At 70.9% G+C, this 23,538-nt stretch carries 26 protein-coding genes; 12 read left to right on the forward strand and 14 right to left on the reverse strand.

The features are described 5' to 3' along the window. Window positions 1-4: 4 nt before the first annotated feature. On the reverse strand, window positions 5-1,324 hold the full coding sequence (locus AB0C84_RS16235; protein ID WP_361066337.1) for a hypothetical protein: 1,320 nt from the start codon (window positions 1,322-1,324) through the stop codon (window positions 5-7). Window positions 1,325-1,434: 110 nt separating this feature from the next. After that, window positions 1,435-2,088 (reverse strand): response regulator transcription factor, encoded by a 654-nt coding sequence (locus tag AB0C84_RS16240; RefSeq protein WP_179846292.1) that lies wholly within the window; start codon window positions 2,086-2,088, stop codon window positions 1,435-1,437. 262 nt (window positions 2,089-2,350) lie between these two features. Here AB0C84_RS16240 and galE point away from each other — a divergent pair, with 262 nt between their 5' ends. Continuing rightward, window positions 2,351-3,355, forward strand: a complete 1,005-nt coding sequence (galE, locus tag AB0C84_RS16245; RefSeq protein ID WP_361066340.1) for a UDP-glucose 4-epimerase GalE — start codon at window positions 2,351-2,353, stop codon at window positions 3,353-3,355. A 63-nt stretch (window positions 3,356-3,418) separates the two neighbouring features. Here the strand turns inward: galE and AB0C84_RS16250 are convergent, their stop codons facing one another. The 3 genes from AB0C84_RS16250 to AB0C84_RS16260 all read right to left on the reverse strand — a co-directional run bounded on the left by AB0C84_RS16250 (window position 3,419) and on the right by AB0C84_RS16260 (window position 5,814). Further along, window positions 3,419-4,222, reverse strand: coding sequence for a hypothetical protein (locus AB0C84_RS16250; RefSeq protein WP_361066343.1), 804 nt, complete (start codon window positions 4,220-4,222; stop codon window positions 3,419-3,421). A 197-nt stretch (window positions 4,223-4,419) separates the two neighbouring features. After that, the gene (locus AB0C84_RS16255; RefSeq protein WP_361066346.1) at window positions 4,420-5,070 is read right to left on the reverse strand and encodes an HNH endonuclease family protein; all 651 of its coding nucleotides are present in this window, start codon (window positions 5,068-5,070) and stop codon (window positions 4,420-4,422) included. Between the two features lie 120 nt (window positions 5,071-5,190). Then, window positions 5,191-5,814, reverse strand: coding sequence for an NAD(P)H-binding protein (locus AB0C84_RS16260; RefSeq protein ID WP_361066349.1), 624 nt, complete (start codon window positions 5,812-5,814; stop codon window positions 5,191-5,193). 102 nt (window positions 5,815-5,916) lie between these two features. Here AB0C84_RS16260 and AB0C84_RS16265 point away from each other — a divergent pair, with 102 nt between their 5' ends. Both AB0C84_RS16265 and AB0C84_RS16270 read left to right on the forward strand, forming a co-directional pair. Further along, on the forward strand, window positions 5,917-6,285 hold the full coding sequence (locus AB0C84_RS16265; RefSeq protein ID WP_258942090.1) for a helix-turn-helix domain-containing protein: 369 nt from the start codon (window positions 5,917-5,919) through the stop codon (window positions 6,283-6,285). Further along, window positions 6,282-6,734, forward strand: coding sequence for a hypothetical protein (locus tag AB0C84_RS16270; RefSeq protein WP_361066353.1), 453 nt, complete (start codon window positions 6,282-6,284; stop codon window positions 6,732-6,734). Before AB0C84_RS16265 ends, AB0C84_RS16270 begins: the two co-directional genes overlap by 4 nt. Before the next feature lie 95 nt (window positions 6,735-6,829). Here the strand turns inward: AB0C84_RS16270 and AB0C84_RS16275 are convergent, their stop codons facing one another. Both AB0C84_RS16275 and AB0C84_RS16280 read right to left on the reverse strand, forming a co-directional pair. After that, window positions 6,830-7,396, reverse strand: a complete 567-nt coding sequence (locus AB0C84_RS16275; RefSeq protein ID WP_361066356.1) for a TetR-like C-terminal domain-containing protein — start codon at window positions 7,394-7,396, stop codon at window positions 6,830-6,832. After that, window positions 7,378-8,031 (reverse strand): hypothetical protein, encoded by a 654-nt coding sequence (locus AB0C84_RS16280; RefSeq protein WP_361066359.1) that lies wholly within the window; start codon window positions 8,029-8,031, stop codon window positions 7,378-7,380. Before AB0C84_RS16280 ends, AB0C84_RS16275 begins: the two co-directional genes overlap by 19 nt. A 150-nt stretch (window positions 8,032-8,181) precedes the next feature. Between AB0C84_RS16280 and AB0C84_RS16285 the strand changes: the two genes are divergently transcribed. Together AB0C84_RS16285 and AB0C84_RS16290 are read left to right on the forward strand one after the other, a co-directional pair. Continuing rightward, window positions 8,182-8,808, forward strand: coding sequence for an ABC transporter ATP-binding protein (locus tag AB0C84_RS16285; protein WP_361066362.1), 627 nt, complete (start codon window positions 8,182-8,184; stop codon window positions 8,806-8,808). Window positions 8,809-8,858: 50 nt separating this feature from the next. Continuing rightward, on the forward strand, window positions 8,859-10,295 hold the full coding sequence (locus AB0C84_RS16290) for a DUF6297 family protein (RefSeq protein ID WP_361066365.1): 1,437 nt from the start codon (window positions 8,859-8,861) through the stop codon (window positions 10,293-10,295). Window positions 10,296-10,386: 91 nt separating this feature from the next. Here the strand turns inward: AB0C84_RS16290 and AB0C84_RS16295 are convergent, their stop codons facing one another. After that, window positions 10,387-10,569 carry a hypothetical protein gene (locus AB0C84_RS16295; protein ID WP_361066368.1) on the reverse strand — a complete coding sequence of 61 codons (183 nt, stop codon included), beginning with the start codon at window positions 10,567-10,569 and terminating at the stop codon, window positions 10,387-10,389. A gap of 78 nt (window positions 10,570-10,647) precedes the next feature. Here AB0C84_RS16295 and AB0C84_RS16300 point away from each other — a divergent pair, with 78 nt between their 5' ends. Both AB0C84_RS16300 and AB0C84_RS16305 read left to right on the forward strand, forming a co-directional pair. Beyond that, on the forward strand, window positions 10,648-11,802 hold the full coding sequence (locus AB0C84_RS16300) for a sensor histidine kinase (protein WP_361066371.1): 1,155 nt from the start codon (window positions 10,648-10,650) through the stop codon (window positions 11,800-11,802). After that, window positions 11,787-12,398 carry a response regulator transcription factor gene (locus tag AB0C84_RS16305; protein WP_361066374.1) on the forward strand — a complete coding sequence of 204 codons (612 nt, stop codon included), beginning with the start codon at window positions 11,787-11,789 and terminating at the stop codon, window positions 12,396-12,398. The genes AB0C84_RS16300 and AB0C84_RS16305 overlap by 16 nt, the downstream gene beginning before the upstream one ends. Before the next feature lie 175 nt (window positions 12,399-12,573). Here AB0C84_RS16305 and AB0C84_RS16310 read toward each other — a convergent pair whose 3' ends face one another. From AB0C84_RS16310 to AB0C84_RS16325, 4 genes are all read right to left on the reverse strand, one after another. Then, window positions 12,574-13,185, reverse strand: coding sequence for a hypothetical protein (locus AB0C84_RS16310; RefSeq protein ID WP_361066377.1), 612 nt, complete (start codon window positions 13,183-13,185; stop codon window positions 12,574-12,576). Between the two features lie 18 nt (window positions 13,186-13,203). Then, window positions 13,204-14,526, reverse strand: coding sequence for a histidine--tRNA ligase (hisS, locus tag AB0C84_RS16315; protein WP_361066380.1), 1,323 nt, complete (start codon window positions 14,524-14,526; stop codon window positions 13,204-13,206). 420 nt (window positions 14,527-14,946) lie between these two features. After that, the gene (locus tag AB0C84_RS16320; protein WP_258942098.1) at window positions 14,947-15,324 is read right to left on the reverse strand and encodes a hypothetical protein; all 378 of its coding nucleotides are present in this window, start codon (window positions 15,322-15,324) and stop codon (window positions 14,947-14,949) included. After that, a complete protein-coding gene (locus tag AB0C84_RS16325) occupies window positions 15,303-15,701 on the reverse strand; it encodes an ATP-binding protein (RefSeq protein WP_361066384.1) in 399 nt (132 codons plus the stop codon). The genes AB0C84_RS16320 and AB0C84_RS16325 overlap by 22 nt, the downstream gene beginning before the upstream one ends. 154 nt (window positions 15,702-15,855) lie before the next feature. On the opposite strand from AB0C84_RS16325, the gene AB0C84_RS16330 reads away from it, so the two are divergent. The 5 genes from AB0C84_RS16330 to AB0C84_RS16350 all read left to right on the forward strand — a co-directional run bounded on the left by AB0C84_RS16330 (window position 15,856) and on the right by AB0C84_RS16350 (window position 19,417). Further along, on the forward strand, window positions 15,856-16,665 hold the full coding sequence (locus tag AB0C84_RS16330) for a helix-turn-helix transcriptional regulator (protein ID WP_361066387.1): 810 nt from the start codon (window positions 15,856-15,858) through the stop codon (window positions 16,663-16,665). Next, entirely contained in the window at window positions 16,656-16,841 is a 186-nt protein-coding gene (locus tag AB0C84_RS16335) for a DUF397 domain-containing protein (RefSeq protein WP_361066390.1), read from the forward strand. The genes AB0C84_RS16330 and AB0C84_RS16335 overlap by 10 nt, the downstream gene beginning before the upstream one ends. 365 nt (window positions 16,842-17,206) lie before the next feature. Next, window positions 17,207-17,797 (forward strand): PadR family transcriptional regulator, encoded by a 591-nt coding sequence (locus tag AB0C84_RS16340; RefSeq protein ID WP_361066393.1) that lies wholly within the window; start codon window positions 17,207-17,209, stop codon window positions 17,795-17,797. Beyond that, window positions 17,784-18,404: a GyrI-like domain-containing protein gene (locus tag AB0C84_RS16345; protein ID WP_361066396.1), complete on the forward strand. Its 621-nt coding sequence runs from the start codon at window positions 17,784-17,786 to the stop codon at window positions 18,402-18,404. Before AB0C84_RS16340 ends, AB0C84_RS16345 begins: the two co-directional genes overlap by 14 nt. 77 nt (window positions 18,405-18,481) lie before the next feature. Then, window positions 18,482-19,417: a cyclase family protein gene (locus tag AB0C84_RS16350; RefSeq protein ID WP_179846312.1), complete on the forward strand. Its 936-nt coding sequence runs from the start codon at window positions 18,482-18,484 to the stop codon at window positions 19,415-19,417. A gap of 75 nt (window positions 19,418-19,492) precedes the next feature. Here the strand turns inward: AB0C84_RS16350 and AB0C84_RS16355 are convergent, their stop codons facing one another. Together AB0C84_RS16355 and AB0C84_RS16360 are read right to left on the reverse strand one after the other, a co-directional pair. Further along, on the reverse strand, window positions 19,493-21,154 hold the full coding sequence (locus tag AB0C84_RS16355) for a hypothetical protein (protein WP_361066400.1): 1,662 nt from the start codon (window positions 21,152-21,154) through the stop codon (window positions 19,493-19,495). 264 nt (window positions 21,155-21,418) lie between these two features. Further along, window positions 21,419-23,155, reverse strand: coding sequence for a hypothetical protein (locus tag AB0C84_RS16360; RefSeq protein WP_361066402.1), 1,737 nt, complete (start codon window positions 23,153-23,155; stop codon window positions 21,419-21,421). Window positions 23,156-23,538 lie beyond the last annotated feature (383 nt).

The following is a 23,538-nucleotide window of genomic DNA, read 5'->3' on the forward strand; positions in this document are numbered from 1 at the left end:
CTGGTCACCCCTTGATCTTCCGGGACGCGGCGACGACGCCGAGCAGCGGCCAGCCGGACGCGGCGACCAGGTCGCGGACGGTCTCCAGCCCCGCCGCCCTCGTCACCGGACCGACCACCACGACCACGCCGACCAGGTCGTCCGAACCCGGATCGATCTCCTCGAACGCGTGCACCTGGCAGAGCCGGAGCGCCGGGACCGCCTTCTTCGCCATCACGGCGGTGCCGGCGCGGACCACCGACGTGCTGCTCTTCCCCTTGCCGGACCCGCCGCCGGCCGGCGGCGTCCCGCCCTTGCCGTCGCCTTCGCCGTCCGGGGCGTCGTCTCCGGGGCGGGCCGTGACGACCTTCGTGCCGTCCCCGTAGACGGCGGACGCGACCGACGACACCACGCCGGCCGGCAGCGGGCCGGGCGCACCGACCAGCGCGACCCGTCCGACCCCCTCCTTCTTCACCGCGAGCCGGACGCGCCGCCCGAGGTCGGCGAGCTGCTCGGGCCCCCGGTCGGCCCAGCCGAGCAGCGGAACCCCGAGCCGCCGCGCGACCCTCCGCTGCCCCGGGATCGTGGGACGGGCCGTCTCCGTCACCACCGCGATCAGGATGCCGCCGACCAGCCCGACCAGCCCCGCGATGGCCGCCGTCATCACGACCGGGTTCGTGCGCGGCGCCAGGACCGCCGGCTGCACCACCGACGCCGTCCCGGCCGACGACAGCTGCGTCTGCAGGTCCGACCGGTTCGACCGCAGGTCGGTGAGCTCCGCCTGCACCCGCTCGCGCTCGTTGGCGGCGCCGATGTCGGGGTTCGGCTGGGCGCCCGCCCGCCGCGACAGCGGGCCGAGACGCTTCTCCAGCGTCCGGACGCGCTTGTCGATGTCGTCCATCTGCTGCCGGATCGAGCCCTGGTTGGACTCGTTGATCTCCTTGACGACCGCGGCGCCGAGCGCGTCGGCCAGCCGCCGCGCCACGCCCGGGTCGCGGTCCTTCACCGACAGCTCCACCACGGTGGACGTCCCGAGACCGGTCACCCCGATCGCCTTCGCCGTCTTCACCGTCGACCGGTCGGCGTGCTGCTGCCGCAGGACCCCGCTCAGCAGGTTCTCGCTGGTCGCGAACGCCTTCACCTGGCTGACCACGATGGACACGCCCGCGTCCCCGGGCGCCGCGTCGGTCGCCCTGCTGCTCGCCTGCAACCGCGTCGCGGCCGTGTACGGCGGCTCCCGCCCGTTCATGGCCAGGCCCACCAGCACCAGGGGGAGGAGCGTCATGACCAGCAGGAGCGCCCAGTAACTCCGGACCACTCGCGCGGCGACTTCGTCGATCTCCACGATCCCCCCTCCGGCTCCGTCATGGCCGAGCGTAAGAAGCCGCCTGTCCGGAGGAATCACCCAAATGACGACCCCGCTCTACGCCGTTTGCACCAGAGCGCGCCCCACGCTCAGTAGTCGTCCGAGGTCGGCCGCATGCCGGCGCGCATCGCGAGGGTGATGGCCTCCAGGGCGGAGTGCAGGTCGAGCTTGGCCAGCAGGTTCTGCGTGTGGGTGCGGACGGTGTTCGCCGACAGGCCCAGCCGCTCGGCGATCTCCGCGCGGCCGAGGCCGTCCACCATGCACTGCAGGACCTCGCGCTCCCGCGGCGTCAGCTCGGCGATCAGCCCGTCGCCGCCGCCCTCCGTCAGCCTGCGCAGCACCTCGCCGAGCACGTCCGGGGGGATCCAGCCGCCCTGCCGCGCCGCGGACCGGATCACCCGGGCGACGAGGTCGGCGCTCTCGGTCTTCTCCACCCAGCCGACGGCGCCGGTCCGGACCGCCCGCACCATCGCGTCCACGTCGCTCATCGCGGTCAGCATGACGACCCGGACGTGGGGGTACCGCTTGCGGACCCGCTCCAGGACGTCCAGCCCGTTCTCCGTGTCCAGCGTCATGTCGAGGACGAGGACCCGCGGGCGCTCGGCGGCGGTCAGCGCCAGCGCGCGCCGCACGTCGGCGGCGATCGGGAGGATCACCAGGTCGGGCTCGCGCCCCAGCCGGGCCGCGAGGGCCTCGGCGAAGAGCGCGTGATCGTCCACGATGAGGACACGGATCGGTTCCATGCACCGACGATGACCGCTGCGCGGGCCCGGCGGATCCTGCAAACGCTGTACTTCGTTTCGGCCGTCCGATTGCCGGAACCCGATTTGCGACCTCGCAGGACGAAGGCTCCGGAGAAGGCTCGTGCGCGGACGCGGCCGGGCCCGGCCGGTTCACGCGAGTCCGGACCCGGTCACCTCGAACGCGGGACATTGACCGCCCGCCGCCGCCTGCTCATCCTGTGGCTGGAACTTCAGGGGACGCACTGGCCTGCAGGGATGCCACATGAAAGTGCTGATCACAGGGGGAGCCGGCTTCATCGGCAGCACGATCGCCTCCGCCTTCACCGAGCGCGGCGCCACTCCCGTGGTGCTCGACAGCCTCATCACCGGACGGCGGGAGTTCGCCGACGGCAAGGTCTTCTACCAGGGCGACATCGGGGACGGGGACCTGGTCGACGAGATCTTCCGCGACCATCCCGACATCGCGCTCACCGTGCACTGCGCCGCGCTGATCGTGGTGCCCGACTCGATGACGGACCCGCTGCGCTACTACCGGGTCAACCTGTCCAGGACCCTCGATCTCGCGGGCCACCTCGTCCGCAACGGCTGCGATCGGATGATCTTCGCGTCCACCGCGGGGATGTACCGCCCGGAGGCCGACCTGTCGGTCACCGAGACGTCCGAGCTCGAACCGCAGAACCCCTACACCCGCTCGAAGATGATGGCGGAGCTGCTCTTGCAGGACTTCTGCGAGGCGTACGGGCTGCGCGTCATCTCGCTGCGCTACCTCAACCCGATCGGCGCCGATCCGCGCCTGCGCACCGGCCTGCAGAACAGCAAGCCCACCCACGCCCTCGGCAAGATGATCGAGTGCTACGCGACGGGCGTGCCCTTCAAGATCACCGGGGTGGACTGGGAGACCCGCGACGGCACCGCGATCCGCGACTACATCCACGTCTGGGACATCGCCCGCGCCTTCCACGAGGCCGCCGCCCGCTTCGACGCGATCATCCCGCCGGCCGGCGACCACGCCCGCTACGAGGTGATCAACCTCGGCACCGGCGACGGCGTCACCGTCCGCGAACTCGTCGCCGCCTTCCGCGAGGTCGTCGGCGACTCCTTCCGAGCCGAGGACGCCCCCGCCCGCCCGGGCGACGTGGTCGGCGCCTACGTCGACCCGGCCAAGGCCTGGGAGCTGCTCGCCTGGAAGCCCGAGTACACCGTCGAGGACGCCATCCGCCACTCCCTCCAGTGGGCCGACCGCCGCCGCGGCCTCGACGTGGCCTGACCCGCCCCCACCGGTCCGTCCGGTCGCCCGTACTTCCGCTGGGGCGACCGGACGGACCGCGTCTCAGTAGGTGGCGGAGCGCTGGTACTGCGCCCAGACCCCGTCGTCGAAATAGGGGGACAGGTTGTAGGTGGGGTCGTGGACGATGTGGCTGAGGACGCCGTTGATGAGGCCCAGACGCGTGCTCGCGTCGTAGTCCTTCAGCCACGGACCGCCGCTGCTCCCACGGGGGTAGTCGCAGTCGATCCTGACCCTGCTCTCGGGCGCCGGCAGGAAGAGCCGCGTCTCCCCGAAGCACTCCTTCTGGGTGAGGAGCGGTCCCAGATAGGAGATGACCGTCCGCGGCGCGGCGTAGGACTCGTTGATGGCGATTCCGTTCTCGCCGACCATGTCGCCGAGCCGTCTGCCCTGCTGATTCGGCTTGACGTTGACGAAGCCGAAGTCGTAGCGGGGGTCGCCTTCCACGCCCCACTGTTTGACGCTGTTGGCCCGGAAGCCTTCGAAGACGCCGAACGGCGCCGGTTCGTCCTTGGAGGCGCCGGGCCGGAACTTGAAGTTCTCGTACTTGCGGCTCTCACCGCCCTTCGACATGCAGTGCCCGGCGGTGATGACCAGGTTCCTGTTGTTGCTCTTGACCACGGCCCCCGTGCAGAGGCCGTGCTCATGGGTGACGGGATCGTCGAACTCCAGGCGTCCCACGGTGGGATTGAACCCCACCGCGAGACGACCGGGGCCGAACGCCTGAGCGGGCCCGCGCGGAGGCACCACATGCGCCGCGCCCGGACGCGGCGTCGCCGCCGTCGCCCCGTTCGCCCTGGCGGGCGCGACGCCCCCGACCCCCGCGGCGAGGACGGGCGCGAGAACCAACGCCGCCCCTAAATGGTGATTTTTGCCGATGAAACACGCTTTTCTCATCCACTTCCCCGTACTGGTGAATGGTGCATTGGTGGACGAGAACAAACCTAGAGACAAGGGCGTCCGTTGAAATCAACTTCCATGCTGATGTATTTCTGCCCTGGCCGGGTTATGATTCAAATGGCTCCTCAGGTGAGCCGCCCGGCCGTTCAGCAGGTCGCGAGCATGTCGGTCAGGGCCCTCTTCTCCGCCTCGTCCGCGCTCAGCCCGTACCGCCACTTCACGTCCACCCAGCTCCGGGCGTACGTGCAGTGGAAGGAGGCCAGGGGCGGTTTCCACCGGGCGGGGTCCTTGTCGCCCTTGGACTGGTTGACGTTGTCGGTCACGGTCCAGAGCTGGCTGCTCTCCAGATCGTTGGCGAACTGCCGGCGGCGAGCGGTCGTCCACGCGTCGGCGCCCGAACGCCAGGCCTGGGCGAGGGGGACCATGTGATCGATGTCGAGATCTTGGCGGTCGGTCCACACTCCGCCGTCGTAGGGGCTCTCCCACCGGCCGGAGGTGGCCCGGCAGGCGGAGTCGGTCACCACGTCCTGGCCGTCGCGCCTGAGGACCCACTCGCGGGTGTCGCACGTCCCCTGCACCGTGGCCCAGTGGGGGAACTGCTCGCGGGAGTACCCCTCCATGGAGCCCTCCGGCGCCGTCCTGATCTCGCCGAGATGGACGCGGGCGATGGCCCCGTCCGGCGGGGGCGGCGGCAGCACGACCCGCGGCGGCGTCTGCGCGGCGGCGGGCGCGACCAGGAGCGCGGCCGAGACGGGCAGGGCGGCGATTAACGTGCGAGCGACGGACCGGCGGTGCATGGATCTCTCCCCACGCTGAGGTGATCAGTGATCACCTCAGCGTGACGATCACCGCGCCAACCGCCGGCGATGCCAGAGTGAAGATCATCTCCACGTCCGGGAAAGGATCCGCCGCGGACCTCACGCCTCCCGGACGCTGGCCGCGGCGCGGTGGTGGCGGGGCGCCTCGATCTCGTCGAGGAGCGCGATCGCGAAGTCCGCGTACGTGATCCGGCTGGCCGGGTCGCCATGGTCGGCGACCCGGTACCGGCCGGTGGGCGTCCCGTCATGGTCGAAGTCGCCCGCGGGGGCCACGTACGCCCAGTCGAGGCCGGAGGTTCCGAGCTCGTCCAGGCCCGCCGCGTGGCCGAGGTAGAAGGAGCGGTACTCGGTGGGGTAGCCGGGCTCGTCCATCAGGGGAGCACCGGAGGCCCCGGGCATGATCGATGCGAGGCCGACCACCACGAGGCGGCTCACGCCCGCCTTCGCCAGGCCGGTGGCCAGGGCGCGAGACGACGCGGTGAAGAAGTCGTGCGGCGGCACCGACAGGTCCACGGCGGCGCTGACGGCGGCGTCGTGCCCGGCGGCCACCTGCTCGATGCTCACCGCGTCCGTGACGTCGCCCGCCACCACACCCACGTCGGCCAGGTCGCCGTGACGCCCTGGGGCGCGCACCACGGCGGTGACCTGGTGCCCGCGCCGGCGCGCCTCCGCGACGGCCTGCCGCCCGGCCCGTCCACCCGCGCCGAAGACCACGATGTTCATGAAGAGACCCCTTCTCGCCAGGGCCGGAACCCGATTCCCGACCGCTGTGCGGACGCTATAAGGGGCCGTGGTTACCGCCGGGATACCGGTTAATCTGGGGCCATGAGGGAACCCCTGCCCGCCGACATGTTCGACGAGCTGTGCCCGTCCTCGCTCAACCCGATCCGGTTCGGCGACAAGTGGGCCGGGCTCATCATCCGCTGCCTGGAGCAAGGGCCCCGCCGGTACTCCGAGCTGCGCGTGCCGCTCAGCCGCGTCACCCCCAAGGTCCTGACCCAGTCGCTGCGGTCCCTCGAACGCGACGGCCTGGTCAAGCGCACCGTCTACGCCGAGGCCACCCCGCACGTGGAGTACGAGCTGACGCCCCTGGGCCGCAGCATGCTCGAACCGATCGCGTTCGCCTGCGCCTGGGTGGAGGAGCACTGGGACGAACTCCTCGAAGCCCGCGAGTCGAACACCCTCACCCGATGACGCCAGCGGAGGGGGCCGTGCTGGAGAACCTGCCGGACGGCCTTTGGGCCACCCGGTATGTCGGCGCTCGCTTTCCGGGCTCGCCGCAGGTGGCCGCCACGCCCGGGCTCGCCGAAGGGGCCAACTGCCAGCTGTTCGCCTACGAGGTGCTCAGATGGTTCGGATTCGACCCGCCCGACCTGCGGTCGAGCGAGCTCTGGGCTGATGCCGAGTTCACCGAGCGGGTAGATGCGGCCCGCCCCTGCGACCTGGTCCTGTTCAACGCCACCCAGAACCCCTGGGGCGCCCACGTGGGAATCTGCGCCGGCGAAGATCAGATCCTGCACCTGTGCGCCGAGGTAGGACACCCCGCCGTTTGGAGCTGGCAAGACTTCAAGGACCGCCCGCGCTACCGCACCCTGATAGGCACCAAACGAGTCATCCGCCGCCTCCCCGCCTCGGGAGCATGAGCGCCGCCGCAAACGAGTCACACATCGTGAAGATGCCCTTCACTGCGGGCGGCGCGGTCGTCGGCCCCGTGCGGGCCGTTCGGGCTCGCCGCCCGTTAAGGAGCCGCCTCGCGGAATGCCTGGTCGAGCGCGTCGACGAGGCGGTCGAAGGTCTCGTCGAGCGACTCCGGCAGCCCGAACGCGGTGTCCCGTTCCAGCGTCACGAACCCGTGGCAGGCGATCCGCCACATGCGGATCGCGTGGACCAGGCCGCCGTCGTCGAGCCGGTAGCCCTTGAACGCGGACGCGACGACGGCGACGGCCCGGTCGGAGACCGCCTCGTGCTCGGTGTCGCCGGGCGCCGGCGCCCGGACGCTCAGGGCGTACCGTCCGGGGTGCTCGGCGGCGTAGCCGCGGTAGGCGGCCGACAGCTCCACCAGCGCCTCGCGTCCGGCCACGCCCGCGACGGCCGCCGCCAGCCGCGCCGTCAGTTCTTCGACGGCCAGCATCCCGATGCCGCGCCTGACCGCGTCCAGGCCGTCGACGTGCTTGTAGAGGCCGGGCAGCGACACCCCGCACCGCCGCGCCACGGCCGCGAGGGTCAGCTTCTCCGGCCCCGCCACGTCGGCCACGTCCGCGGCCGCCCGGACGACCCGCTCGGGGGTCAGCCCCGCGCGCGGCACGGCTGCCCCGCCTTCCGGCCGAGGGCGATGCCGGCGCCGGTGATGAAAAGGATCAGCAGGGGCAGCGACACGTAGGCCAGCGTAGCGACGCCGGTGAGCAGGAGCGCGTACCCGATGCCGGACCCGGCGATCGCGACGGCCAGAGCGAGCCCGGTGGCGGCGAGCCAGCGCGGGAGCGCCCCCGCGAGGGCGCCCGCGACCCCGACGGTGGCGAGCAGGAACATCTTGACGCCGTCCGCGCGGTTGAGCGCCTCCAGCCAGCCGTGCGCGGCCCCGGGCGACGACGCGGCGACCAGCGCCATCCCGAACAGGAACTGGGCCAACGAGACGACCGCCGCCGCCAGCCCGGCGACCGCCGCGACCCGGCCGGCACGCGACCACCCGGCAGCGCGGGCGAGCGCGAGCGGGACGAGGGCGAGCGCAGCCGGGGGCAGGCCCTCGGTGAGCAGGAACTGCACGGCCGCCGCGCTTTCGTGGCCCGCGTAGGCCGCGACGATCTCGCCGCCGCTCGCCCCGAACCCGGGCGTGGGCACCGGAACCGACAGCCCGGCCACCCATGCGACCAGGAAACCGGCTCCGGCGACGGTCGGAAGGTTCAGCGGTCCGCGGCGTGGCGCGGCGGCGATGGAGGTCATCGTCTCTCCCCTTGGTTAATTGGAATAACCAGAAGTTAGCAATATTAACCAGGACTCCGCAAGTCCATCCCGCGGAGCCGGCATGCCGCGTTCCGCGCACCGGGAACGGGGGCCGCCCGATCGCGACAGCGAATGCGGAAAACTGGGGGCATGGCGCTTGAACCGGTCGTCGAGGCCGTGGACGTGAGGATCGCGCTGGGGGGCGGCCCGGTTCTGCGCGGGGTGGGCCTCCGGGCGGAGCGGGGCGAGATCGTGGCCGTGCTCGGGGAGAACGGCGCGGGCAAGTCGACCTTGCTGCGCTGCCTGGCGGGTCTCCAACCCGGCGTGGCGGGACAGATCCGGATCTTCCGTCGGGCGCCGGTGGACGCGGCGTGGTTCTGGCGCGATGTCGCGTGCGTCGCCGAGGAGCCCGCGTGGTATCCGGGCCTGACCGTCCGGGAGCATCTGGAGCTGATGCCGGCGGTGCACGGCGGGGCGCGGATGGAGATCGGCGTGGCCCTTGAGGCGTTCGGCCTGGACGGGCGGGCGGACATGGCGCCGCCGGCGATGTCCACCGGGCAGCGGCAGCGGCTGTCTCTGGCGATGGCGCTGGTCAGGCCGAGCCGGCTGCTGTTGCTGGACGAGCCGGAGCGCGGGCTCGACCCGGACTTCAGGGAGCGGCTCGCGGCGGGCATCCGCGCGTACGCGGCGGGCGGGGGAACGGTGGTGATGGCGACGCACGATCTGTCGCTCGTCGATGCCGCCCGCGCCCGTCCGGTGACGTTGGAGGCCGCGTGACAGGGCCGCGTTCGGGCGGGCGCCGCGCCCGCGGGAGAGGCGAGCGGGACGTGAAGTCATGGTCGGACCGGTACTCCGCGGCGTTCGGCGCGGTGATGGCGCTGGTGCTGCTGGCCCCCCTGTCGGGCACGGTCCTGGCGAACCTGCCGGAGCGGGTGTCCGCGCCCAGAGCGGGGGCCGGTGTCGCCTTGGTCGCGCTGGCTTATGCGGGCTATCTGGCGCTGGCCCGATCGTTCGGGCCCGTCGCCGTGTCCGCGGCCGACGCGGCGTGGCTGGTGCTGTCGCCGTTGCCGCGCCGGAACGTGCTGCGCAAGACGGTCGCGGTTCTGGCGGCGGTGTCGTTGGCGGCCGGCCTGGCGGTCGCCCTGGGCCTGCTGTCGGCGGTCGGCGTGCGCGACCAGTTCGCGCCGCGGCTACTGGCCGCCGCCGTGCTGGGCGTCTCGGCGGGCGTCGGGGGCATGGCGGTGGCCGTCAGGGCGCAGGCGTCCCAGATCTGGGACGCCTGGCTGGTCGCCGCGATCGTCGTGGTGGCGGTCCTCGCGGTGCTGGCGGCTCTCCAGGTCGGCGGCCGGGCGTCGCCGCTCGCCGCCGCGGCGGGAGGTTCCGCGGACGCGTGGGCCGCCGCGGCGGTCGCGGCGGCGACCGCCGCCGCCGTGCTGGTGCGGTGTGCGTGGACGGCGCTCGGGCACGTCCCGGCGCACCGGATCCTGGCAGCCTCGACGCGGACGGGCACCGTGGTGGCCGCGGCGGTCGTCCTGGATCCCGGCGCGCTGAGCTGGATCGCGGAAGACGCCCACTGGCGGCGCCGCATCCTGCGTTCGCGGCCGCTGCCGCGCTGGTTGCGCGGCTCGCCGACGCTCGCGTGGGCCGAGTGGCGCGGTCTGGTGCGGCGCCCGGGCCGGGCGGCGCTGCTGGCCGCGAGTACCGCGCTGCCCGCACTGGCGGCCCGCGCGGGCGATGGCCTCACACCGGTCGTGTCGGTCGCGGTCGCCGCCGGAACGCTCGCCGCGGCGGCGGCCTGCACGTCCGGTGCCCGGCGGGACGTCCAGGATCCGAGCCTGATGCGGCTGTCGGCCGCCGGGGGCCGCTCCCTGCTGGCCGCCCGGTCGCTGCTGCCCGCGCTGGTGGGCGGTGGCTGGCTGGCCCTGGCGCTGGCGGGCCTGTCGGCGACGGGCGTGCTCGGCGCGGGCCCGTGGTGGCTGTTCGGCCCGGCCTGCGCACCGGCGGTCGCCGCCGGCGCACTGCGCATGGCGCGGCGCCGCCCCATCGACCATTCGATGCCGGTCGTCGCCACGCCCTTCGGCGCTCTGCCGACGGGCCCGGTCATCTGGGCACTGACCGGCGCCGACCTGGCCTCGCTGGGCTGCGCGCCCTTCCTGCTGGCCCTGAACGGCCCGGGAACCGTCCTGCTCCCCGCCCAGGCGCTGTTCGGCACGGCCACCGCGGCCCTCTACCTCCTGACCGCCCGCCCACGGGACGGCAGGTGAGTTTCCGGGTTCTGGGTCCGTTGCGGGCTTGTGTGCGCGGCGAGCCGGTCGGGCTCGGTGGGGGGCCGGACGCAAGCGGAGTCGGCCCTGGTCAGTTCTGAGGCTTGTGGCGGGTGAGCATGCCGGAGAAGCCCCAGCCGAGGCCGAGGAGGACCGCGCCCGCGGCCGCGATGAGGCCGAGGGCGTTCACGTCGAGGACGGCGAGGAGCCCGATGACGAGGCCGTAAACGATGGTGAGGACGAAGAGGGCCTGCCGGATGGGGTTCTTGTTCATGGTCACGATGATCCTGTGACTGGGAGGGCAGTACTATCCACCGGTCGGTGGACAGCGGGGCGGGCGGGGGATCGGGGCGTGACCGGTGATCCTGGGGTGGCGCGGGCGGAGAACGCCTGGCAGAGCTCGTATCCGCTCTGGGACGCCTACTTCGCGATGGTGCTGGTCGGGACCATCGCCGCGACGGCCGCCGACGCGGTGCCGCCGGGCAGGCGGGCCGCGGCGATCGGGTTGCTCGTCCTGCTGAGCCTGGCGTACGCGGCGGCCGGGCGGAAGGCGCTGCGGTCGCAGGAGGTGCCGCGGCCCTGGTGCAGGACCTACGCGGTCGCGCTGATCTGCATGTTCGTCCCCGCGACGCTGCTCGCGCCGGTGGCGGCGACGGGGCTGGCCGCGCTGGCGCCGCAGGTCTACATGATGTACGGGACGGCCCGCGGCTTCGCGCTGATGGTCGCGCTTTTCTCCGGGCCGGTCGGGCTCGGGCTGGCGAGGTCCGGGGCGGGCCGGGCGGTGGCGGTCGTGATCATCACGGCGGCGCTCGCGTGCAGCGTGCTGCTCGCCGTGTTCATCGGACGGCTCGGCCGTCAGAACCGCGAGCGGATGCGCCTGATCGAGGAGTTGGACCGGACGCGGGACGAGCTGGCCGGGGTGAGCCGGGAGGCGGGGGTGCTCGCCGAGCGGGAGCGGCTGGCCCGCGACATCCACGACACGATCGCCCAGGGGTTCACGTCCATCACGATGCTGCTGCAGGCGGCGGAGGCGGAGGTCGGCCCGAACCGGCATCTGGAGCTCGCCGCCCGGGCGGCGAGGGAGAACCTGGCCGAGACGCGGGGCCTGGTCGCGGCGCTGGCGCCGCCCGCGCTGGACGGCGGCTCGCTCGTGGAGGCGCTGCGGAAGCTGGCCCGCGACTTCGACGTTCCCGTCGATCTGGTCGTGGACGGGGAACCGCGGTCGCTGGACGCGGTGGAGGTCGTCCTGCTGCGGGTGACGCAGGAGGCGCTCGCGAACGTCCGGAAGCATGCGGGGGCGGAGTCGGTGCGGGTGTCGCTGGTCTACGGCGATCCGGTGCGGCTGACCGTCGCCGACGACGGGTGCGGGTTCGAGCCGGGGCGGGCCGGCCGCGGATTCGGGCTGCGCGGGATGCGGAGCCGGGTCGAGCAGGCCGGCGGGACGTTCACCGTCGCGGGAGGGCGGGGTACGAGGGTCGAGGTGGCGGTGCCGTGCTCCGCGTCATGATCGTCGACGATCATCCGATCGTCCGGGAGGGGCTGCGGGGGATGCTCGCGGCGGAGACGGACATCGAGGTGGCGGCGGAGGCCGCGTCCGGAGACGAGGCCGTCGCGGTGGTGCCGTCCGTCGGCCCGGACGTCATCTTGATGGATCTGCGGATGCCGTCCGGGGACGGGGTGAGCGCGATCGAGCGGTTGCCGGGCCACCGGATCCTCGTGCTGACGACGTTCCAGGAGGACGCCGGCATCGTCCGGGCGATCGAGGCCGGCGCCGCCGGGTACCTGCTCAAGGACGCCTCGCGGGCCGACCTCGCCGCGGCGGTCAGGGACGTCGCGGCCGGCCGGCGGGTGCTGTCGCCGGAGGTGTCCGCGCGGTTGGCGGCGGCGGGCGAGGCGCGGCCGCCCGTCCTGTCGGCGCGGGAGTCGCAGGTGCTCGCCCTGGTCGCGGAGGGCCTCACCAACGCCGAGATCGGCGCGCGCCTCTACATCGGCCAGGCGACCGTGAAGACCCACCTCCTGCGCATCTTCGGCAAACTCGGCGTCTCCGACCGCACGGCGGCGGTGATGGTCGCCCTGGAGCACGGCATCCTGCCTGCGCCCTGACCAACACGCCCCGAAGGTCTGCTCGGCATTCCGGCCAACGCCCGTCATCTCGCCTCCTCGATCCGGAGCCTGCGCGCCGGCCGGGCCCAGCCGCACGAACTCATCGGAGACGGTGAACAGGGCACCGAGTGAGAGCCTCTTCACGCCGGAGGCTTGGGATGAGCTCGTTGGACGCCTACACGTCCAGGTATAGAAGTGCCGTGATGGTCTTTTTGCAGATGTCGCAGTGCATAGGGGCCTCCTCAGAGGCGAGGTCGCACTCGACGGTGGTGACGCGGTCGACGACGCCGGTTTCCTCTTCGGCAGCCCAGGCTTCCGCCCAGCGGCGCGTGTTCGCGCTGAGACCGTCGAGGTAGCCTGCCGTCATCTCGTAGAAGGCGCGGACGCCGTGTTCTTTCATATAGCGCCAGTTGAACTGGAGGGACAGCAGCGCGATAGGGAACGGGTGCTCGACCAGGCCGCGGGCCCAACGCTCGGAGACGTCGTCGATGTCAAGGCGGGAAGCGCGTTCGTCGAGGAGCCGCCACATGCCGCTCCGGTCATATTCCGTCAGTGTTCCAGTGAGGAGACGACGGGCTGCGGCGAGATTGCCGGTCTTCTTCTCGAAGAGGTCTGAGACGGTGGCGCGGACTAAACCGTCCGAGCCCTTCCGTGCGTCGTCGATGGCCTGCTTGAGCAGTACCGCGTAGGCCGATTCCCAGGACAGGCATTCCCCGAACGCCGACCAGGGGTCCGGAAACCCCCGCTCCTTGATCGCGGCGAAGATGCGATCTCCTTGGACACCCATGTTCGGCTCCTTCTGAAGTCACCTTGACGGCGCGCATCTCCTGATGAGGTGCGCGGCGAGTTCGTTGGTCGGGATCTGCGCCTGCTCGCCCGAGTCCATGTCCCGGACGGTGACCACTCCGGCCTCCTTGTCGGACGCGCCGTAGATCAGCGCGAAGCGGGCATGGCGGTCGGCAGCCCATTTGAGCTGTTTGGCGAGCTTGCGGCTTGCGGCCAGATAGATCTCGGTGCTCAGCCCGGCGTCTCTCAGCCGCGCGGCGAAGCCCGCCAACTCTGCCGCGGTGTCTTCGGCGATCACTGTCGCCGCCACGTCGAGTCGATGGACGTCGCCTTCGTGGTCGCTCAGCAGGCCGATGATCCGCTCGATGCCGAGGGAACCGCCGCAGGCGGGGACGTCCGGGCCGCCGAGCGCGGAGATCAGCCCGTCGTAGCGGCCGCCGCTGGCGATCGAGCCCGGCATTCCCTCCGCCGTCACCTCGAAGATCACGCCGGTGTAGTAGTCGAGCCCCCGCACGAGGCTCGGAGTGAAGGCGATCCGTTCACGCCCCACCTTCCCGGCGGCCAGTTCCAGCAGCCCAGTGATCTCCTCAAGGCCGGCCCGCCCGGCTTCGCTGTCCTTCAGCGTGGTGTTCATCCGTTCCACCGCATCGGCGGCGGTCAGGTCGTTCACCAACGCCTCGGCGATATGCGCTGGGAGAGACCGCGCCTCCACCAGCTCGGCGGCGACCCTTTCCGGAGCGAGTTTGTCGAGCTTGTCCAAGGTGATCAGCACGCCGCCGCCCAGCTCTGGCGGAACACCGTAGACCTCCAGCAGTCCGGACAGCGCCTGGCGTGAGTTCACCAGAACCTGGTAGTTCCGCACGCCGACCGCGTCCAGCGCGTCGGTGAGGGCGCACACCACCTCGGCATCGGCGAGAGGAGATGCCGACCCGACCACGTCCACGTCGCATTGTGCGAACTCCCGGAAGCGGCCCTTGCCCGGGCGGTCCGCCCGCCACACCGGCCCCATCGCATACCGCTTGTACGGGGTGGGCAACTGGGACCCGTAATTCGCGACGACACGGGCGAGCGGCACGGTCATGTCGTAGCGCAGCGCGAGATCGGCCTCACCCGTGGCCTCGTGCTCACCACGTCGAAGGATCTTGAAGATCAGTTTGTCGCCCTCGTCGCCGTACTTGCCGGTCAGAGTCTCCAGCCGCTCGAACGCCGGCGTCTGCAACGGCTCGAATCCATAGCGTTCGAACACCTCGCGGATCTGCGTGAACACACGCTCGCGGGTGCGCAGGACACCGGCGAGGAAGTCGCGGGTGCCGGACGGGGGGTCGAACTGCCGTGATGCCATGGGGACTCCTGACCCAACGTGATCGAAGAGGCAAAAGGGCGAAGAATGGAACAGGTCCGAAGAGGCCGCCGGGTGATACCGCCTCCTCGCAGGCCGGACAGTGCTGCCGTTCCTCGATCGTAGCGACCGGAAATCATTCGTCGTGTCGAAGCACACCCACCTTCCGGAAACCGCAGCTTGTGGCGTGATGTCTCGCTTAAGGCGAAGTGCTCGTTTGGCGTGCTGCCTGCAAAGAGGTGGGGGCAGGGGCGTTGACCGGCCCGAGGTTCGGCCATCGGTCGGACAAAAGCGCATGGATAGCCTGGGGTAGAGGCGAGTCGACCCAACACGCCCGATCTGAAATTGTGCGAGTGGGCCGGGGCCTAGTGGAGTGTCCCCCGAGAAGGCGGGTCATCGCCTATCTGTGGGTGACGCTTGCTGTTACCAGGTGGAGGGGAACATGCGGTGTTTGAGGAGGGTGTCTACCTCGGCGGCGGCCTGTTCGGTGTTGTCGCAGGGGGAGAGATAGCCGTTCTTGCCGCGTCCGACCTGGTAGTAGGCCCAGTTTCGTCCGGGTGTGGGGCGGACGCTCACGGTCAGGCGGACGTGGTCGTCGGGGCTGAACGCGAGGATCAGGAGGAGCGGCCGCCAGGTGGGGAGGTCGTCGGCCTGGTAGTGCTTGATGCAGCGGTAGCCCTTGGACTCGATCGCGGCGGCGAGCAGCTCCAGGTAGAGGATCGCCGTTGCGCGGCTCAGCCGGGTCCGCCACCACGTCAGGTGGCCTCTCGTCTGGACGATCAGCGGGCGCAGCGGGCCCATACGACCTTTCCCTCCTCGTTGAGCGGCCGGACGCCCCAGTCGTGGACGAGCTCGGACAGCAGGAGTAACCCGCGCCCGCCCTCGGCGTCGTCGTCCTCGCCCTGGACGACGGGAAGGGCCCTGCTCTCGTCCCACACCTCGATGACGGTGAGCGGCTCACGGACGTCGGGGAAGATCCGCACGACGATGTGCCCGACCCCCACGTGCTTGTAGCTGTTGGTAACCAGCTCGGTAACCACGAGCCGCCCGACGAAGTCGTCAGCGTGCCCGAGGGCCGTGAAGCGCTCGGTGAGATAGCGGCGCGCTCGCCTGGGTGCCTCCTTGTTCGGCTCCAGAACGAGCGCCGGGGCCTCTGGCGCAAGAACGATTCCTGACATCCGCCTGACCTCCATTCGTGTCCGGTCCTCGTAGCTCCCAGTAAGCACCCCGAGAACATGGAGTTACTGTTAACCTTCGGAAAGAAGAAACAACTCGATGTTGATCTGCGAGTAAGGGTTGATGATCGTCCTCCCTGGTTAAGGAATGGTGATCATGACGTCCCCCCGACGACGTGCGATGACGTCGCCCGCGCTGGCGGCATTCGGGCGGCAGTTCAGGCGCCACCGAGAGCGCGCAGGGTTAAGTCAGGCCAGGGTGGCGCAGCGCACCGGCAAGACCGCGTCCTTCGTCTCCCAGGTCGAAAGCGGGAAGAAACGGTGCAGGCGCGACTTTGTCGAGATCATGGATCCGGAGTTCAGGGCGGGAGGCGTCCTCCTGAACCTCTATGACGACCTGAACGGTGACGGAGGGCTGGGCTTCCCGACGTGGTTCGACTGGCCCGATGTGGAGGGCGAGGCCGACGTGCTGACCTGGTGGGAGCACTCGGTCATTCCGGGGCTTCTGCAGAAGGAGAGCTATGCTCGCGCCTTTCTTGCCGCCGACGAGGCCGTGGCCGCCCGCATGGCACGCCAGGAGATCCTCACTCGCGAGGTTCCCGCTCCCGTCTGCTTGATCGCGTACATCAGCGAGCGTGTGCTCACCAACTTCATCGGCTCGAAAGAAGTCATGCGAGAGCAGCTCGAACATCTGATGGTGGTGAGCGAGTTGCCGAACGTGACGATCCAGGTGGTCGTGAACGATGACGGTGTTCCGGTCGCGACTGGCGGAGCCTTCATTGTCGCGACGATGAGAGACCGGAGTGAGGTGGCGTACCTTGACACGACGGTGCGTGGCATCACCACCGACGATGAGAATGATCTCGCCGGGTTGGCCCGCACGCTGAGGGCATTGGGAAGCAGGGCACTGCCGGCGAACATGTCGCGGGACTTGATACGAAAGGTGGCCGAGGAGAAATGGACTTGAGTGGCGCCGCGTGGCGCAAGGCGACGAAGAGTGGCGAAAACGGCGGTGCGTGTGTCGAGGTAGCTGACATCACGGGAGCTGTGGCCATTCGCGACAGCAAAGACCCCGATGGTCCCATGCTCGTCATCGGCCACGGTGATTTCTGGCGCTTCGCCGCCGCGCTCAAGAAACTTTGACCCGTCACTGGTCAAAGGAGTGATCCGGCTTCCTGGGTGGGGCGATAGGAGCCGGTTGTGGAATCTCAGACTGATGGTTTTGTTGCCGCATGAAACTGCCGTTACCTGTGGAGATGGCCGTCGTCCGCGACGGTGAAGCCCCTGACCGCTTGCCCGCTCGCGTGGACGGGCTTCCAAGCCTGAGGTTCGCGCAGGCGTCCCGGATGCCTCGTCCGCGACGACGGGGTGATGTCCGCACCTCACGGAACACCGCCCGCCGCCGTCCCGCCGATCCGAGGGTCTGGCCGCCCGCATCGCGAAGGTGGTCGCGGCCTCGGCGAGTGGTGGTTGCGTGCGGTGCTTTATTCTAGCGCTAGAGTAATGCTGTGGCTGCTGATCTGACGCCTGCTGAGCTGACGTTGCTCGGGCTGCTCGTGGAGAGGCCCAGGCATGGGTATGAGCTGGACGAAGTCATCGACGGCCGGGGGATGCGGGAGTGGACTGAGATCGGGTTCAGTTCGATCTACTACCTGCTCACGCGGCTGCGGGACCGTGGGCTGATCGCCGAGGTCGACGCGCCGCGCGGTGGGCGGGGGAAGGCCCGGCGGGTGTACGGGCCGACGTCCGAGGGGTACCGGGTGTGCGCGCGGGCGGCCGAGGCCGCGGTGGCCGAGCTCCGGCCGGTGTTCCCGCCTCTGCTGGTCGGCCTGGCCAACCAGCCGGTCATACCGCCCGACCGCCTGCGGGCCGCGCTCGACCGGCGGGCCGCGGCGCTGGCGGAAAAGATCGCGGCCGTCAGCGCGGCCCGCGACGCGCAACCCGACGCGCCCGGGTTCGTCCGCGCCACCTTCGACTACTCGCTGGGCCAGCTCGCGGCCGAACAGCAATGGCTGGACGACTACCGGGCGGCCGAAGTCGGCGACCAATCTCCTACCAACCCCTCCGGCCGGAAGGCAGACGACCGTGACCCGCTATGACGTCAAGCGCGAGCTCAAGCAGTGCTACGCGCCCAAGAACACCGACTGGGCGCTGGTCGAGGTGCCCGCGCAGCAGTTCATCGCCGTGGAGGGCAGCGGCGACCCCAACACCAGCGCCGACTACGCCCGCGCCGTCGAGGCGCTCTACGCCGTCGCCTACACGATCAAGTTCGCGAGCAAGGCCCTCGACCGGGACTTCGTCGTCGGGCCGCTCGAAGGGCTGTGGTGGTCCGACGACCCGGAGGTGTTCGTCACCCGCGTCAAGGACGCCTGGCAGTGGCGCATGCTCATCAGCCAGCCCGACTGGATCACCGAGGACCTCATCGACGAGGCCAGGAAGACGGCACTGGAGAAGAAGGGCCTTCCCGCCATCGCCGAGGTCCGCCGCGAGACGTTGGACGAGGGCACCTGCGCCCAGCTCCTGCACGTCGGCCCCTACGACGACGAAGGCCCCGCGCTCGCCAGGCTCCACCACGAGTACCTCGCCGCCAACGGCCTGCGCATGTCCGGGCACCATCACGAGATCTACCTCGGCGACCACCGCCGCACCGAGCCCGCCAAGTTCAGGACCGTCCTGCGCCAGCCCGTCCAGGTGTCCGACCTCTGATCTAGGGTGATGCCAGTCCAGCGGGCCCTGGTGCCTGGGAGAGCGTGACCGGAGGATCGATGACGGCAGGGCGGCCGATGCCGACTCAGGACGACGTGCTCGGGTACTTCGACACGCTGTCGAACTGGGGGCGGTGGGGCGACGACGACGAGCTCGGCACGCTGAACCACATCACCGACGACGTCCGGCTGGCGGCGGCGCGGGCCGTGCGGCACGGCCGGAGCGTGTCGTGCGCGTGGGAGGTCGCCGTGCCGGACGACATGGAGCGGTCGACGACGACGTGCCCGTGCGCCGCCGACATGCCGGGCGCCGAGCACATGCCGAAGGCGTTCCACGACGACCGGCGCTGGGGCTACTCGTCCGAGCGGCTCGGCATCACGTTCCACGGCAACACCCTCACCCACGTCGACTCGCCGTGCCACATCTACTGGGACGGCACGATGTACAACGGGCGGCCGCACTCGCTGGTCGACGCCGCCACGGGGTCGGCGTGGGCGGCCGTCACGGCGGCGGCGAACGGGATCGTCACGCGAGGTGTCCTGCTGGACGTCGCGAGGGTCCGCGACGTGCCATGGCTGGAACCGGGGCAGGGCGTGACTCCCGACGATCTCGAAGAGGCCGAGCGTCGCCAGGGCGTGCGGGTGCGCCCCGGCGACGCGGTGCTCCTGCGGACCGGTTACGGCCGCGCCCGGCACGGGTCCGGTGCGAGCGGCGGTATCACGCAGGCGGGCTGGCACGCGTCCTGCCTGCCGTGGCTGCACGAACGGGGAGTCGCGCTGATCGGCGCCGACACCCCGCAGGACGTCCAGCCGTCGGGGTACGAGGACGTACTGATGCCGGTCCACGCCGTGGGTCTCGTCGCGATGGGCCTGTGGCTGCTCGACAACTGCGACCTGGAGGCGTGCGCGACGACGGCCGCCGACCTCGGCCAGTGGGACTTCCAGCTCGCCGTCGCCCCGGTCCGCTTCGCCGGGACGTCCGGCAGCCCGGTCAACCCGATCGCCACGTTCTGACCGCGGGCGCGACGTCCCGGTCTCGAACACGTGCTCAGATGTCGTAACAGAGTCGGCGGTACGCGTCGTGCCGGCTCACTCCGCGAGCGCGCTCGTGATCGCGGTGATGCTGCCGTGCGGCAGCCACGCGCCGGTGGGGTGACGATGGTCCGGGACGCCGGGTACGAGAAGCGGCGAGGCCGCGTAGAGCCGTACCGGCCCCTCGCGGGCGGTCTTCAGCCACGCGGTGTACCCCGCGGCGGATGCCGGTTCGCCGGGGAAACGGCGGCTCAACTCGGCGATGTACCTCACCGCCGCCGGATCACCGGTGGGGAACCGCAGCGGTAGCAACTGACCGGCCGGCGGTACGAGCAGCGACGTGTTGAGCAGCCAGGGCGCGAGGTAGGTGCCCTGGGAGGCCGTGTGCCCCGTGCCGACGTCACGTACCACTCCGTAGGCGGTCCCCCAGCCCGCCACGATCATGAGTGGAATCCGCGCCCGGCCCGGGGCGGCGACGGTGATGTGCTCGCGCCGCGCCGCGGCTCGGACGATCGTGGCCGCCTGCCGGCTGCGGGGTGCGGAGTCCGCGACCAGGCCCAACGTGCGCGCACCGCGGCCGGCCACGAACCGGACCGTGGCCCTCAGCGCGGCGGCGTCGGCGGCCGTGAGCCGGTCGGCCGGGCAGGACCGGAGCGGGCCGGCCGCCCCCGCGAGGATCCGGCCCAGGGCGACGCTGGCACACTCCGGCCCGTCCGATCCACGAAGATCGGGAGCACCACCGTCACGGGGGCCGGTGTCGACCTCCACGGCTTTCAGGGTGCCCATGACCTTGACCCACAGCCGGCTGCGCCCGGCGGGAAGCCATACCTGCGCCCAGATGTTCCCGGTGCCGGGCCGGGCGGCCGCGGCAGTGAGCCGGCCGCGCCCGGCCCCGACGTACGCGCGGTCGGCACCGACATGGACGAGGTTCCAGCCGGGCCGGGCAGGCGTGACGAGAACCGGTATCAGCCGCCCGCCGGCGTCGATACCGTCCATGAACGGAACCCCCGGCGCGGGCGGTACGGCCGGCGGCGGCATGGCCACGAGCGCCGCTCCGGCGAAGCCCGTGAGGGCGAGGCCCACCGCCGTGCTCGCCGAACGGGCCGGCGCCCGCGTCATCGGGCGGCCGGAGCGCCTGAGCCAGACCACCGTCACGGCTGCGGCACAGCCCGCGGCAAGGATCGCATCGGCGGCGAGGACGGCCGTCCAGGTGGCACTGGACGATGGCGGGCCGTCGTTCGCCAGTCGCGCCGTCGTGGCCGCGGTCAGCGCCGCCGTGGCTGCCAGGATCGCCGGCAGCAGCCGCCGTGCGGTCCGGTCTCGGTCCTCGGCCCGCGCCGTCGCCAGGTGACCCGCCGAACCTGTCCACACGGCCGCGGCCACCCCCTGGAGGAGCACCGCGGCGGCGTCGACGACGCCGCGGGCACCCGAGGCGCTTCCGGTCGACAGGGTGGTGGCCAGGTACGTCGCGAGGGCGGCGGTGGACAAGGCGCCCGCGGCGGCACTCGCGGCAGCGCGCGAGAGCAGTGGCGGCAGCGCGAGCGTCAGCACCGCCATCCCCGCGAGCGCCGGCGGCAGGGCGCCTCCGATTCCGATCGCCATCACCGGGGAGACGGCGGCCACGGCCGCCGCCATGCGGGTCAGATTCCGGCAACCCGGCGTGGGCGCACCGGCGAGCGGCCGCAGCAGGGCGCTCCCGGCGGCCACCGCGATCGCCACGACCGCAAGGTGACGGAAAGCGGCCAGGACTGTGACGGGCGGCGAGGCCGGAGTGTGGTGGGTGTGGCTCCCGTCCCAGCCGGGAGCGGTCAGGAGCAACGTGACGAGCGCCATTCCCCACCTCGCCTAACGAATGCGCTACTACAGGTTACTTAAGTTGCTCGACTCGGATAGGGGCAGCCTCGCTCACCGGCTGCGAGTGCGGCCCCCCGCCGGAGCAGTCGGCTGCACGCGCCTGCCGAACTGGTTTGAGGGGGTCGGCGTTCAGCGCAGATCGGCGTCGGCGACCGCGAACACCACTCCGTGCGGCCTGGCCGGCCCGTGGTCGCCGTGCGGCCACTTGTCACGGTTGAATTCGACACAGGGAGCATGGGTGTTCTCGTCCACGAAGCCTGTGTCAAGCGACGGCTTTCCGCTCGGGCTCACCTGGCTGACGCAGATCTGATGGTTCCCGTCGACGCCGGTGAACGCGACGAAGTAGTTCGACGTCACCACCCGGCGAATCTGTGCCGTCTCGTGGTAGAAGCCGTCACGGCCGAGCGCGAAGTTGTCCAACGAGCCCCAGTGCGCACCACCTGAGGTGACATCGCGAATCGGAACGGCGCCGATCAGGGACGGGCAGTCGGGCTCGGCACCTCCGGCGGTGACTTCCGCGGGAGAATCTATCGAGCACCGTGTGCGATCGCCCGCGGCGAGGAGTCGTCGCAGATCGAGGACGTACAGCATTCCGGTCTCACGTTCTCCGGGTGACGTGTAACCGCCCGAGACCACGACGTGGAAGAGAAATCGATCGTCCGGGCTGACCTGCACCCAGCTCCCGGCGTCCCCATCGGAGGTCGGGGCGTCTTTCGGGAACAGCGACTTGAACGCCGTGGCGTCGTCGAAGACCTCCCGCCACCGCGGCTTCTTCGCCGTGATGTCGGGGGTGTAGTAGATCACGCCGCCGCCGCTGGTGGCGACGAAGGCGCCCCGGTGCCGGGGTTGGTGCGTCACTCCCGTCTCCATCGCCCCGCGCGGTTCGGCGGTGTTGAGGTCGGCGTCGTGTCGAGGGCCGGCCGGCAGGCGTGACACCGACAGCAGGCGAGGCGCGTTGCGATCGGAGATGTCGAAGATCCGCACGGTGTCGCGTGCCAGATTCGGGTTGTCCACGATCGGAGTCCGAAGTTCGACGAAATCGCTGGTGATCAGCCGATTGAGATCTTCGCGCACCTGGAGGCCGTGCGGGTTGGCGCAACTCGGCTGAGGGAGCGCCGGGACGTTGGGGCACAGCTTCGGGTCTTCGCCCTCCTTGGTCGCGGCGGGTGCCTCACTGAGGACCTTGCCGTTCGGGCCGATGCGGACTATTTCGCCCGGCGAACCCGCGAAACCGTTTCCTTCGCGGACCTGCCCCCCGGAATAGCGGCACGGTCCGGTCACGTCCGGACCGCCCACGGCGCTCATGTACGCGGTTCCGTCGGAGAGGACCTGGAAAGCGTCGGGCGCGGATCCACACGGAGTGTCGGAGGCTTGGACCACGCCGCTCAAACCGATCTGCGGCAGCCGCGTCGCGTCGAACACGAAGACCGTGTCCGACAGGATGCCGCCTGCATAGATCTTCTGACCCTTGTGCCACATGTACTGCATGTGGTGGGGCTCGTTGCCGGTCGAATTGTCGATCGTTACGGTGTTGACCACTTTCCCGTAGTCGGGGGTGCCGGCGGTGGCGTCGATGACCGCCAGAAAGTCCGGGTTGGGCGAGCCCTCCGTGCCCGGATCGGCGGCTCCGGCCCAGGCGAGGACGTACTCCCGCCGCGTGTGGCGATTCGTGCGAGTCCGCGTCCTGACGAGATGGTTGGTCACCGAGTGCCGGACGCCGTCGCTGCCGACGACGCTCGAACCGACGCGGATCACGCTCGCCGCGGCACTCGGGTGGCGGGAGGGATCCGCGACGGCGCCACCCGTGGCGAGGATGAGCACGGCCACCAGGGCCAGCGCTCGTCGAACATCGAGTCTTGAACGCACGCGCTTCCTCCTCGGGTTCGGGCGGCCGGCCGGTGACAGTGCCGCGCGAGCCGAGGCTGCCGGTCGCCCGGAGGCTAAACACTTGCACTATATATAGCGACTCCGTGCTGTAGTCGATATCTTCGTCAGCCGTTTTCGGCCATTCGGGAGCCGAAACCCCGGTCCGGGCGTGGTGACCTGCGGTGTCGCCTCGCAGTCGGGATGGCCTGTGGTGGGACGTGGCTGCGACATGCCATCGGCCCCGCCGACCCGTCCAGCCGGCGAACGGGCGAGGGTCCGCCTGCGCCCTTCCCCGCGCTCCAGGAGGTGCGCTCGGCCGACATAAGTTGAACCATGGTACAAGTAGTACGTTCGTTCAACTTTTGACGGCGAGGTGTGATGGA

The sequence above is a fragment of the Actinomadura sp. NPDC048955 genome (assembly GCF_040649435.1).
In the GTDB taxonomy this organism is placed as follows: Bacteria; Actinomycetota; Actinomycetes; order Streptosporangiales; family Streptosporangiaceae; genus Spirillospora; species Spirillospora luteofluorescens.

Excerpts from the sequence above, each read along its gene's own strand:
- AB0C84_RS16240 (WP_179846292.1), bottom strand. The coding sequence starts at position 2,088 with ATGGAACCGATCCGTGTCCTCATCGTGGACGATCACGCGCTCTTCGCC.
- galE (WP_361066340.1), top strand. The coding sequence starts at position 2,351 with ATGAAAGTGCTGATCACAGGGGGAGCCGGCTTCATCGGCAGCACGATC.
- AB0C84_RS16255 (WP_361066346.1), bottom strand. The coding sequence starts at position 5,070 with ATGCACCGCCGGTCCGTCGCTCGCACGTTAATCGCCGCCCTGCCCGTC.
- AB0C84_RS16260 (WP_361066349.1), bottom strand. The coding sequence starts at position 5,814 with ATGAACATCGTGGTCTTCGGCGCGGGTGGACGGGCCGGGCGGCAGGCC.
- AB0C84_RS16265 (WP_258942090.1), top strand. The coding sequence starts at position 5,917 with ATGAGGGAACCCCTGCCCGCCGACATGTTCGACGAGCTGTGCCCGTCC.
- AB0C84_RS16270 (WP_361066353.1), top strand. The coding sequence starts at position 6,282 with ATGACGCCAGCGGAGGGGGCCGTGCTGGAGAACCTGCCGGACGGCCTT.
- AB0C84_RS16280 (WP_361066359.1), bottom strand. The coding sequence starts at position 8,031 with ATGACCTCCATCGCCGCCGCGCCACGCCGCGGACCGCTGAACCTTCCG.
- AB0C84_RS16285 (WP_361066362.1), top strand. The coding sequence starts at position 8,182 with ATGGCGCTTGAACCGGTCGTCGAGGCCGTGGACGTGAGGATCGCGCTG.
- AB0C84_RS16295 (WP_361066368.1), bottom strand. The coding sequence starts at position 10,569 with ATGAACAAGAACCCCATCCGGCAGGCCCTCTTCGTCCTCACCATCGTT.
- AB0C84_RS16310 (WP_361066377.1), bottom strand. The coding sequence starts at position 13,185 with ATGGGTGTCCAAGGAGATCGCATCTTCGCCGCGATCAAGGAGCGGGGG.
- hisS (WP_361066380.1), bottom strand. The coding sequence starts at position 14,526 with ATGGCATCACGGCAGTTCGACCCCCCGTCCGGCACCCGCGACTTCCTC.
- AB0C84_RS16320 (WP_258942098.1), bottom strand. The coding sequence starts at position 15,324 with ATGGGCCCGCTGCGCCCGCTGATCGTCCAGACGAGAGGCCACCTGACG.
- AB0C84_RS16325 (WP_361066384.1), bottom strand. The coding sequence starts at position 15,701 with ATGTCAGGAATCGTTCTTGCGCCAGAGGCCCCGGCGCTCGTTCTGGAG.
- AB0C84_RS16330 (WP_361066387.1), top strand. The coding sequence starts at position 15,856 with ATGACGTCCCCCCGACGACGTGCGATGACGTCGCCCGCGCTGGCGGCA.
- AB0C84_RS16335 (WP_361066390.1), top strand. The coding sequence starts at position 16,656 with ATGGACTTGAGTGGCGCCGCGTGGCGCAAGGCGACGAAGAGTGGCGAA.
- AB0C84_RS16350 (WP_179846312.1), top strand. The coding sequence starts at position 18,482 with ATGCCGACTCAGGACGACGTGCTCGGGTACTTCGACACGCTGTCGAAC.